The sequence below is a fragment of the Mitsuaria sp. TWR114 genome (assembly GCF_007997345.1).
In genome coordinates this window covers 1-10,750 of sequence record NZ_VOSR01000156.1, presented here as the reverse complement: position 1 = coordinate 10,750, position 10,750 = coordinate 1, and the positions used below count along the sequence as shown (strand labels likewise).

Genomic DNA, 10,750 nt, shown 5'->3' with positions numbered 1-10,750 from the left:
TGCTGGACCTGCCCGAGGGCGCGCCCGCCATCCGGGTCGACCGGCAGGCCTTCGACCTGGGCGGCCACTGCATTGAGCTGCGCACCACCTGGGGCGACGCGACCGCCTTCCACTACAGCGCCGAGATGCGCTGATCGCTTTATCAGGAGACCATGATGATCGGACGACGCCCTGCCGTGATGCACGGGGAGGCCTGAATCGGCGGTGGCCTTCAGCGTCACCGGCCCGGCGAGCAGCGTCGCGCCGCCGGGGTAATTGAAGCTGATGGCCTGGAACGCGCCGGAGTTGCCTCCGCCCTCGCCGCCCCCGCCGCCGCAGGCCACCACCAGGGCGCTCGCCGCGAGCACGGACAGCTTGGCCCGATGTCTCAACACCTTCTTCGTCACGTTGTGTCTCCTTTTTTTGTAGGTGGCCGGAGCGCTGCCCAAGCCTCATCAACGGCTGCTCTTCTGGTTAGACCAGAATTGCTGGATTGACCGCTAAATCATATGTTTGGCCTGACCAAATTAAGCTAGGGCAAACGCCCGGTCTGACCAACTTCCAGCAGCGACCCTGGGTTCTTCTGAGGCGAAGTCGCCCCGACCGGATCGCCATGGTCGGCGGTGATTGCGCCAGACGCTTCACGGCCTCATCACATCGTCATCACGGCCACGCCACCGGCGCCCAGACGCTGCGGGCGCGTCCAGACGATGGCGAGCTCCCCATTGGGGTATGCACCGGTAAGACCAAACTTCGGTTCTGGCAAAGTGGATATACCAATTTGGCAAGACCACGGGATGCCCCGTGGGACCGCTCCACGCATGCCCCTCCTCCGAACCAAGACCTTCTGGCGCTCGCTGTTCGCCACTTCCCTGGCGATGCTGGCCTTGAGCGGCCAGGCCGAGTCCTACCGCTGGGACAGCCTGGCCATCGGGGGCGGTGGCTACGTCGCCGCTCTCGTGACGAGCAAGACCGAGCGCGGCCTGATCTACGCCCGCACCGACGTGGGCGGCGCCTACCGCTGGGAGGCCGCCAAGCGTCGCTGGGTGTCGCTGATGGATGGGGTGTCCGAGGCGGACGTCGGCTGGTTGAGCGTGGACGCGCTCGCGCTCGATCCCCAGCACGGCGATGTCCTGTACCTGCTGGCCGGCGTGCCGTATTTCAGCGAGGGCAGAACCGTCGTGATGCGCTCCACCGACCGCGGCGCCACCTTCAGCCGCATCACCGACGTGAGCCACCTGCTGCGCGCCAACGGCAACGGCATGGGCCGGGGCAATGGCGAGCGACTGCAGGTGGATCCGGGCGACAGCAAGGTGCTGTACCTCGGCTCGCGTGCCAACGGCCTGTTCAAGAGCACCGACGCCGGCGTCAGCTTCTCGCGCGTCGAGGCGCTCCCCGTCACCACGACACCCAACGAGACCGGTCTCAGCTTCGTGCTGATCGACCCGACCAGCGTGGCCCGGGGCGTGGCGCAGCGCCTGTTCGTCGGCGTCTCGCGCTTCGGCTCGGTGGGCCCCAACCTCTATCGCAGCGACGACGCCGGCGCCACCTTCCAGCCGGTGCCCGGCGCCCCGTCCGGCCACATGCCGCAGCGGGCGGCGCTCGCGGCCGACGGGCAGCTCTACATCACCTTTGGCAACGGCGCCGGCCCGCACGGCGACTGGAAACAACTGACACCGCCCGAGCCCCAGACCAGCGGCCAGGTGTGGAAGTACGACGTCGCCAGCGGCCGCTGGACCAACGTCACGCCGGGGGGCTTGGACAAGCCCTTCTCCGGCGTGTCGGTGGACCCCGGCAATCCGAAGCGGGTGGTCGTCTCCACCATCAACACCTGGATGCCGCAGGGCGGCAGGAACGGCGGCGACCGGTTCTTCCTCACCACCGACGGCGGCGGACACTGGACCGACGTGGTGGCGCGCGGCTTCGCCATGGACACCCGCGGCGTCAGCTGGGTCGCCGGTTATGCCATCCACTGGGCCGGCGCCATCGAGTTCGACACCGCCGATCCGCGCGCCGTGTGGGTGACCTCGGGCAACGGCGTCTTCCGCACCGACGACATCGACGCCACGCCGGCCACCTGGCGCTTCATGGTCGACGGTCTCGAGGAAACGGTGCCCAACGTGGCCATCAGCGTTCCGGGCGGCCCGCTGCTGTCGGCGATCGCCGATTTCGACGGCTTCCGCCATCACCGGCTCGATGCCTACGCGCCCATCCACGAGCCGCGCATCGGCTCCACCACGGGCCTGGCCGTGGCGGGCAGCCGCACGGCGGTCGTCGTGCGGGTGGGCGAAAAGAAGATGTACCGCTCCACCGACACGGGCCGCACCTGGGTCGAGGTGGCCGGCATGCAGGGCAGTTCCGGGACGGTGGCGCTGTCCGCGGATGGCGTCAGCCTGCTGCACAGCTTCCGCGCCGGCGATGGTCGCCCCACCACCGTGCGTTCTGCCGATTTCAGCCAGGCCCAGCCGACCTGGGTGCCGGTGCGTGGCCTCGAGGGCGCAGCGGTGCGGCCGGTGGGCGACCCGGTGAACCCCGCCAGGTTCTATGTCTATGACGCCGGCACGGTGCGGGTCAGCACCGACGGCGGGGCCAGCTTCGTGGCCACCGCCCGGCTGCCCGCCGGCGGCTCGCCGCTGGTGCGCGTGGCGCCGGGACGCGAGGGCGATGTGTGGGTGCCGCTGAAGGACGGCGGCCTGGCGCGCTCCACCGATGCCGGCCGCAGCTTCAAGACGCTCGCCGCCATCGACCGCTGCGGCGCCGTGGGCTTCGGGAAGGCCATGGCGGGTGCGTCCTATCCCACCGTCTTCATCTGGGGCGCCCCCAAGGGCGAGCCGCTGGGTGTCTATCGCTCCACCGATGCCGGCGCCACCTGGCTGCGCATCAACGACGACGCCCACCAGTTCGGTGGCCCCGGCAACGGCCAGTTCGTGACGGGCGACATGAACGTCGAAGGCGTGGTCTACATGAGCACGGTCGGCCGGGGCATCGTCTATGGCGTGCCCGCCGACGGCCCCGACGCCCGCTCCCCGCCCTGACCGACCGATCGGCGCCGATCCTCACCGCTCGGCGAGCCCCGCCAGCGCTGTGTTCCAGCGTTGCCCGTCATCTCTCACCTTCACCACGCCCCGATGCAAGCACCCAAGAAGACCCTTGGCGCGGACTGGACACGCCGCTCGTTCCTCCAGGCCTCGGCCGCCGCCGGTGCGCTGGCGGCACCGCATGTCCATGCCGCCCAGGCCACTCCTGCCGCGCCTGCGGCGTTCGCGCGACCTGGGACTCGCTGGTCGGCGGCTACCGCGCGCCGGACTGGTTCCGCGACGCCAAGTTCGGCATCTGGGCCCACTGGAGCGCGCAGTGCGTGCCCGAGGTGGGCGACTGGTACGCGCGCAGCATGTACCTGCAGGGCCACGGCCACTACGACCATCACGTGAAGACCTATGGCCATCCGTCCAAGGTCGGCTTCATGGAGATCCAGAACCGCTGGAAGGCCGAGCACTGGCAGCCGGAGGAGTTGATGGACCTGTACGTGAAGGCGGGCGCGAAGTATTTCGTCGCGCTCGCCAACCACCACGACAACTTCGATGCCTACGACTCGAAGTACCACGGCTGGAACAGCGTGCGCGTCGGCCCCCGGCGCGACATCGTCGGCATCTGGGCCAAGGCGCCGCCGGCGGGGCCTGCGCTTCGGCGTCAGCAACCATTCGGCGCACGCCTGGCACTGGCTGCAGCCGGCCTACGGCTATGACGCCGAAGGCCCGCTGGCCGGCCAGCGCTACGACGCCTTCCGCCTCAGGAAGGCCGACGGCAAGGGCCAGTGGTGGGAAGGCCTGGACCCGCAGGAGCTGTACACCGGCCCCAACATGGTGATTCCCGACGGCATCACCAGCATCAAGGCGGCCCAGGACTGGCATGAGGCCAACGACCGCATCTGGAACGAGGATCCGCCCGCCGGGAACCCCGCATTCACCCGCCAGTGGTTCCTGCGCTGCCGCGACCTGGTCGACAGCTACCGCCCCGACCTGCTGTACTTCGACAACTACGGCCTGCCGCTGGGGCAGCGGGCTGGACATCACGGCCCACTTCTACAACGCCAACATGGCCTGGCACGGCGGCAGGCTCGAGGCCGTGGTCAACGCCAAGTTCCTGCCGCCCGAGCGCCGTGCCGGTCTGGTGGAGGACACCGAACGCGGGTTCCGGGAGGGCATCGAGCCCCTGCCGTGGCAGACCGACACCTGCATCGGCGAATGGCACTACAACCGCTGGATCTACGAGGGCCACCAGTACAAGCCGGCCGCCGCGGTCATCCACCGGCTGTGCGACATCGTCGCCAAGAACGGCACCCTGCTGCTGTCGGTACCGCTGCGCGGCGACGGCACCCTCGATGCCGACGAGCGCAAGATCCTGGCCGACCTCGCCGAATGGATGGGGCGCAACGCCGAGGCCATCCATGGCACGCGCCCCTGGCGCCGCTACGGCGAAGGCCCCACCCGCGTCCGCGCCGATGCCGAGGAAGGCAGCCCATGGCCTTCGGCGCGCAGGACATCCGCTACACGACCAAGGACGGCGCGCTGTACGCCATCGCCCTGGGCTGGCCGGAGAGCGGCGTGCTGCGCCTCACGGCCCTGGCCCAGGATTCGGCGCTGGCGCCCGGGGCGATCGAGCGCGTCGAGGCGCTGGGCGCCGCGCAGCCGCTGAGCTTCTCGCGCACGGCCAAGGCGCTGGAGGTGCGCGTGCCGGAGGGCCTGGCCGGCTCGGCGGCCATCGCGCTGAAGATCCAGGGCCAGGGGCTGGTTTGATCACGCTTGGAGTCCTCACATGCACGCAGGCAAGACCGGCGCCGCGTTGACGCGCCGATCCCTTCTCCGGGCCACGGCCGCGGCCGGCGCGCTGGCGTCGGCGCGGGTCCATGCCGCTGCGCCGGCCTTCACGCCGGACTGGGAGTCGCTCATCGGCGGCTACCGCGCGCCGGACTGGTTCCGCGATGCCAAGTTCGGCATCTGGGCCCACTGGACCGCGCAGTGCGTGCCCGAGGCGGGCGACTGGTACGCCCGCAACATGTACCTCCAGGGCCATGCCCAGTACGCGCATCACCTGAAGACCTATGGTCATCCGACCCAGGTCGGCTTCATGGAGATGAACCATCGCTGGCAGGCCGAGAACTGGGATCCCGGCGCCCTGCTGGACCTGTACGTCCGGGCCGGCGCGAAGTACTTCGTGGCCCTGGCCAACCACCACGACAACTTCGACAACTACGAGTCGAAATACCACGGCTGGAACAGCACGCGCATCGGCCCCCGGCGGGACCTGGTCGGTCTGTGGGCCGAGGCGGCCCGCCAGCGCGGCCTGCGCTTCGGCGTCAGCAACCACTCGGGCAACGCCTGGCACTGGTTCCAGACCGCCTACGGCTATGACGCGCAAGGGCCGCTGGCCGGCCAGCGCTACGACGCCTTCCGCCTCACCGCGGCCGACGGCAAGGGCACGTGGTGGGAGGGACTGGATCCGCAGGACCTGTACACCGGTCGCAACATGGTCATCCCCGATGGGTTCACCGACGCCAAGGCGGCGGCCGAGTGGCATGCCGCCAACGACGGCGTGTGGCACGTGCCGCCACCGGCGCACAACCCGGCCTTCACGCGGCGCTGGTTCCTGCGCTGCCGCGACCTCATCGACCGCTACCGGCCCGACCTGCTGTACTTCGACAACGACGGCCTTCCGCTGGGCCAGGCGGGGATGGACATCGCCGCCCACTTCTACAACGCCAGCCGGGCCTGGCATGGCGGCCGGCTGGAGGCGGTGCTGAACACCAAGGGCCTGCAGGGAGACCGCCGCCTCGCCGTGGTGGAGGACGTCGAACGCGGCTCGCGCGACGACATCCAGCCGCACCCCTGGCAGACCGACACCTGCATCGGCGACTGGCACTACAGCCGCAGCGTCTTCGAGAACCACCAGTACAAGTCGGCCGCCACGGTCCTTCACATCCTGTGCGACGTGGTGTCGAAGAACGGCAATCTGCTGCTGTCGGTGCCGCTCAAGGCGGACGGCACGATCGACTCGGATGAGCGCCAGACGCTGGAGGGCCTCGCCGCCTGGATGGCGCGCCACGGCGAGGCCATCCACGGCACGCGGCCCTGGCGGCGCTTCGGCGAGGGCCCGACGGTCGTGAAGGGCGGCGCGATGAGCGAGCAGCCGGCGACGCCTTTCACCGCGCAGGACATCCGCTTCACCACCCAGGGCGACGCGCTCCATGCCATCGGGCTGGGCTGGCCGCAGGACGGCGTGATGCGCGTCCGATCGCTGGCCCAGGACTCGGCCTTCGCGCCCGGCAGCATCGACCGCGTCGAGGTGGTCGGGGCCGCGGACAGCCTGCCTTTCCAGCGCACCCGCCAGGGGCTGGAGGTGCGCGTGCCGGAGGGCTTGGCCGGCTCGCCGGCCATTGCGCTGAAAGTGTTCGGTCGCGGTCTGGCCTGAGTTCCGCCGCGACATCCAACCAGCCACAGGGGCTCTCGCCGAGCCGCTCACCATGCAAGCTCTCAAGAAGACCCTCATTGCCTGCGCGCTGTCGCTGGCGTCCCTGACCTCCGCGTGCGCCCAGAGCGCCGAGGGCCATCCCGACTGGCCAGGCCCCGGCCAGCTCTTCGCCGGCGTGAACTACCAGCCGGTGGACCGTACGCTGGAACAGGTCCGGCGCGATGTCGCGCTGATGAAGCAGTCCGGTTTCAAGGTCGTGCGCATGGGCGACCTGGCCTGGGACTACTTCGAGCCCGAGGAAGGCCGGTTCGACTTCAAGCACTTCGACGCCGTGATGGACGCGGTGCATGCCGCCGGCATCCGCGTCATCCTGGACATCCCCGGCCTGCCGGCGCCGATGTGGCTGCATCACAAATACCCTGGCGTCGACATCACCAACCAGGCCGGCACGCGGCTGGCCCCGGCCGAGCGCTACATGGACAACATCGGCGATCCCGACTACCGGCGCCTGGCCCGGCGCATGGCCGACACGCTGACCAAGCGCTACGCCAGGCACCCGGCCCTGCTCGCGGTGGGTTACGACAACGAGATCGGCAACGGCTTCATGTCGTATTCCGAAGCCGACCGCCAGCGCTTTGTCGCATGGCTCAAGCAGCGCTACGGCAGCCTCGAGGCGCTGAACAAGGCCTGGGCCACGCAGCGCTGGTCGCGCCGCATCGGCCAGTGGGACGAGGTGCGCCTGCCCTATGCCGACGGCCCCGGTCCGGCCGAGCGCTACCTGGACCTGCGGCGCTTCTGGTCCGACCTGACCCTCGCGACGCTCGACGACCTCGAGGCGGTGCGCCGGAAAAACCTGCCCGACAAGCCGGTGCTGTCCAACTATTGGGACTGGTCGGGCCGCAAGGGATTCGATTTCCTGGGCAGCTACCGCCGGCACACCACCTATGGCGCGATGGGCTTCTATGCCGGCGACGCGATCAACGGCGGCTGGGAGGCCACGATGATCAAGGGCGGCATGAGCACGCCGACCTGGTTCAACGAGTTCGCCGCCGGCGGCGGCGGCTCCTACGGCAGCAAGGGCTGGTCGCGCATGTGGGCCCACTTCGTGCTGCTGATGGGCGGGCAGGCCGCGCTGGCCTGGACCTTCAACAGCCACCTCGGCGGCGAGGAACAGGCGCTGATGGGCTTGATCGACCATGACGACCGGCCCTCCTGGAAGCTGGCCGAATGGGCCGCCATCGCCGCGGACTACGCCAAGCTGGAGAAGCTCGGCTTCCCGCGCCGCGTCGAGCCGCAGGTGGCCATCGCCTACTCCTTCGAGAACATCCACGCCACCAGCCCGAACGGCCCGTCCAACACGGTGCGCCAGTACATCAAGACGCCCTACCTGAAGCAGGCGCAGGGCGCCTTCGAGCCGCTGCTCAAGGACAACGTCGACGTCGCCATCATCAAGCTGTCCTACGAGGACCTGAGCCGTTACCGCCTGATCATCCTGCCCGGCATGTACCTGCTGGACCGGGCCTCGACCGAGGCGGTGCGCCAGTTCGTGGCCGGTGGCGGCACGGTGGTGATGACGGCCCAGTCCGCCAAGGTCGGCGACAACAACCAGTGGCACAACACGCCGTTGCCGGGCCAGTTGACCGATGTCTTCGGCCTGCGCACCAACGAGTTCTATGACGCGGCCGGCACCTTGACGCTCGGCGGCGAGGAGATCAAGGGCACGGTCGAGCATTACGAGGTGCTGGAGCCCTCCAGCGCGCGGGTGCTGGCGCGCTTCACCAACCTGGAAGGCACGCCGCCCGCCATCACCGTCAACCGCTTCGGCAAGGGCAGTGCGTACTACGTCGCCACGCCGGCGCAGCCGCAGATCATGCGGCCGCTGCTGCGGCAGCTCCGGGCCGAGCTCGGCATCGCAGCCGGCCCCAAGACGCCGGACGGCGTCTTCGCCCGTGCGGTCGACGGCCGCGTGCTCTACGTCAACACCAACAACGCGCCGGTCGACGTGGCCATCGACGGCGCGATGCACGGCGTGCTCAGCGGCAAGCGCTTCGACGGCACGCTGCGGCTGGAGGCGCGCGGCGCGGACCTGCTGGAACGTTGAGCGCGGGCCGGAACTGCGGGACGGGAACCCGGCTTGTTTACTAAACGTCGCGAAATTGGGGCCGATTCCCTCCGGCGAGATTGACCGTGGCGAGGCGCGCCCCCTATAACGGCGCGCAAACCCTCCGGGGCGTCGGCGTTGCTCCGGCGATCCCCACGGACCCATCCTTACCATGCCCAACGCCCGCGACCTTCCCGCCCTCCCCGACTTCAGGTCTCCGACCGTGCTGCTCGCGCATGCCCGCCGCACCATGGACTTCTATCACCCGCGCTGCATCGACCCCAGCGGCGGGATGTACCACTTCTTCAAGGACGACGGCACCGTCTACGACGCGCATCAGCGCCATCTGGTCAGCAGCACCCGCTTCGTCTTCACCTACGCGATGGCCTACCGCCACTTCGGCGATCCGGCCCATCTGGAAGGCCTGCGCCATGCGCTGCGTTTCCTGCGCGAGGCGCACCGGGACACGGCGCAGGAGGGCTACCACTGGCTGCTGGACTGCCGCGCCGACCGGCGCGAGGTGCTCGACGGCACGCGCCACGCCTACGGGCATGCGTTCGTGCTGCTGGCCTACGCCCATGCCGTGATGGCCGGCCTGGACGAGGCCCGCCCCTGGCTGGCGGAGACCTTCGACCTGATGGAACGCCGCTTCTGGGACGCGGCGCCGGCCTGTATGCGGACGAGGCCAGCGCGGACTGGTCGACGCTGTCGCCGTACCGCGGCCAGAACGCCAACATGCATGCCTGCGAGGCCCTGCTGGCCGCCTTCGACGCGACCGGCGAGCGCCGCTACCTGGAGCGCGCCCACCAGCTGGCCTACAACATCACCCAGCGCCAGGCCCAGCGCTGCGGCGGCCTGATCTGGGAGCACTACGACACGCAGTGGCAACCGGACTGGCAATACAACATCGACAACCCGGCCCACCTGTTCCGCCCCTGGGGCTACCAGCCCGGCCACCTCACCGAGTGGGCCAAGCTGCTGCTGCAGCTGCAAGCGCGCGGCGACGCGCTGGAGGCGGACCTGGGCTGGGCGCTGCCCACCGCCGACCGCCTGTTCAGGGTCGCGATGGACAAGGGCTGGGACCGTGCTCGGGGCGGCCTGCATTACTCGCTGGCGCCCGACCTGAGCGTGTGCGACGCGGACAAGTATTTCTGGGTGCAGGCCGAGAGCGCCGCCGCCGCGGCGCTGCTGGCGGTCCGCACCCAGGGCGACGCGGCCTTCTACTGGGACTGGTACCAGCGGCTCTGGGCCTACAGCTGGACCCATTTCGTCGATCACGCGCACGGCGCCTGGTACCGCATCCTGGACCGCGAGAACCGCAAGCTCAGCGATGAGAAGAGCCCCGCGGGCAAGGTCGACTACCACACGATGGGCGCCTGCTACGACATCGTCCGGGCCATGGGAGCAGCCGCTCATGCATGACGCGCCGTCGATGCTCTGCGCCGGCGAGGCGCTGACCGACCTGCTGCACCAGGGCGAGGACCGCTGGGTCAGCCGCGTCGGAGGCTCGGTGTGGAACGTGGCGCGCGCGCTGGCGCGCTGGGCGAGCCCACCGCCTTTGCCGGCGCCGTCAGCCGCGACCACTTCGGCGACGCGCTGTGGCGGGCCAGCGAAGCCGCCGGCCTGGACCTGCGCCTGATGCAGCGCGTCGATCGCGCGCCCTTGCTCGCGGTCGTCGAGCGGGGCGAGCCGCCGTCCTACTTCTTCATCGGCAACGACAGCGCCGACCTGTACTTCGACGAGCAGGCGCTGCCCGCCGGCTGGTCGCAGGGGCTGCGCTGGGCGCATTTCGGCGGCATCAGCCTGGCGCGCCAACCGCTGGCCGAGCGGCTGGTGGCACTGGCCGAGCGCCTGAAGCGCCAGGGCGTGGCGATCAGCTACGACCCCAACTACCGCACGCTGATGGATGCCGCCTACGCACCGACGCTGCGGCGCATGGCCGCGCTGGCCGATCTGGTGAAGGTGTCCGACGAGGACCTGCTGGGCCTGTTCCCCGGCGTGGCGCCGGACGAATCCCTGCGCCAGCTCCGCGCGATGAACCCGTCGGCGCTGTGCCTGTTCACCCGGGGTGGCGCCGGCGCGAGCCTGCTGCGCGGTGAACAGCGCTGCGACGCGCAGGCGCCTCGGGTCGACGTGGTCGACACCGTCGGCGCCGGCGATGCGAGCGTCGCCGGGCTGCTGCACAGCCTCGCCAGCCATCCC

At 70.0% G+C, this 10,750-nt stretch carries 7 protein-coding genes and 3 pseudogenes; 9 read left to right on the top strand and 1 reads right to left on the bottom strand.

Translation table 11 applies throughout. The annotated features are described in order from the left end of the window. Positions 1-386: hypothetical protein (locus tag FUT87_RS07210; protein WP_222617070.1), on the bottom strand; the 386-nt coding region annotated here is incomplete at its 3' end. Between the two features lie 414 nt (positions 387-800). Here FUT87_RS07210 and FUT87_RS07205 point away from each other — a divergent pair. The 9 genes and pseudogenes from FUT87_RS07205 to FUT87_RS07180 form a co-directional block, all read left to right on the top strand. Continuing rightward, entirely contained in the window at positions 801-3,014 is a 2,214-nt protein-coding gene (locus FUT87_RS07205; protein WP_147240574.1) for an exo-alpha-sialidase, read from the top strand. Between the two features lie 93 nt (positions 3,015-3,107). After that, a pseudogene (locus tag FUT87_RS30440) lies at positions 3,108-3,203 on the top strand (twin-arginine translocation signal domain-containing protein); the annotation flags it as partial. A 56-nt stretch (positions 3,204-3,259) separates the two neighbouring features. Then, positions 3,260-3,724: an alpha-L-fucosidase gene (locus tag FUT87_RS29870; protein ID WP_255511714.1), complete on the top strand. Its 465-nt coding sequence runs from the start codon at positions 3,260-3,262 to the stop codon at positions 3,722-3,724. Between the two features lie 164 nt (positions 3,725-3,888). Beyond that, positions 3,889-4,359: pseudogene (locus FUT87_RS31350) on the top strand (alpha-L-fucosidase); the annotation flags it as partial. Positions 4,360-4,397: 38 nt separating this feature from the next. Beyond that, the gene (locus tag FUT87_RS29865; RefSeq protein ID WP_310735121.1) at positions 4,398-4,775 is read left to right on the top strand and encodes an alpha-L-fucosidase C-terminal domain-containing protein; all 378 of its coding nucleotides are present in this window, start codon (positions 4,398-4,400) and stop codon (positions 4,773-4,775) included. Between the two features lie 19 nt (positions 4,776-4,794). Then, positions 4,795-6,447 carry an alpha-L-fucosidase gene (locus tag FUT87_RS07195; protein WP_147240573.1) on the top strand — a complete coding sequence of 551 codons (1,653 nt, stop codon included), beginning with the start codon at positions 4,795-4,797 and terminating at the stop codon, positions 6,445-6,447. Between the two features lie 52 nt (positions 6,448-6,499). Beyond that, positions 6,500-8,548 (top strand): beta-galactosidase, encoded by a 2,049-nt coding sequence (locus FUT87_RS07190; protein ID WP_147240572.1) that lies wholly within the window; start codon positions 6,500-6,502, stop codon positions 8,546-8,548. A gap of 172 nt (positions 8,549-8,720) precedes the next feature. Continuing rightward, positions 8,721-9,970: pseudogene (locus FUT87_RS07185) on the top strand (AGE family epimerase/isomerase). Positions 9,971-10,060: 90 nt separating this feature from the next. Further along, the coding region (locus tag FUT87_RS07180; protein ID WP_310735120.1) for a carbohydrate kinase at positions 10,061-10,750 on the top strand (690 nt) is incomplete at its 3' end.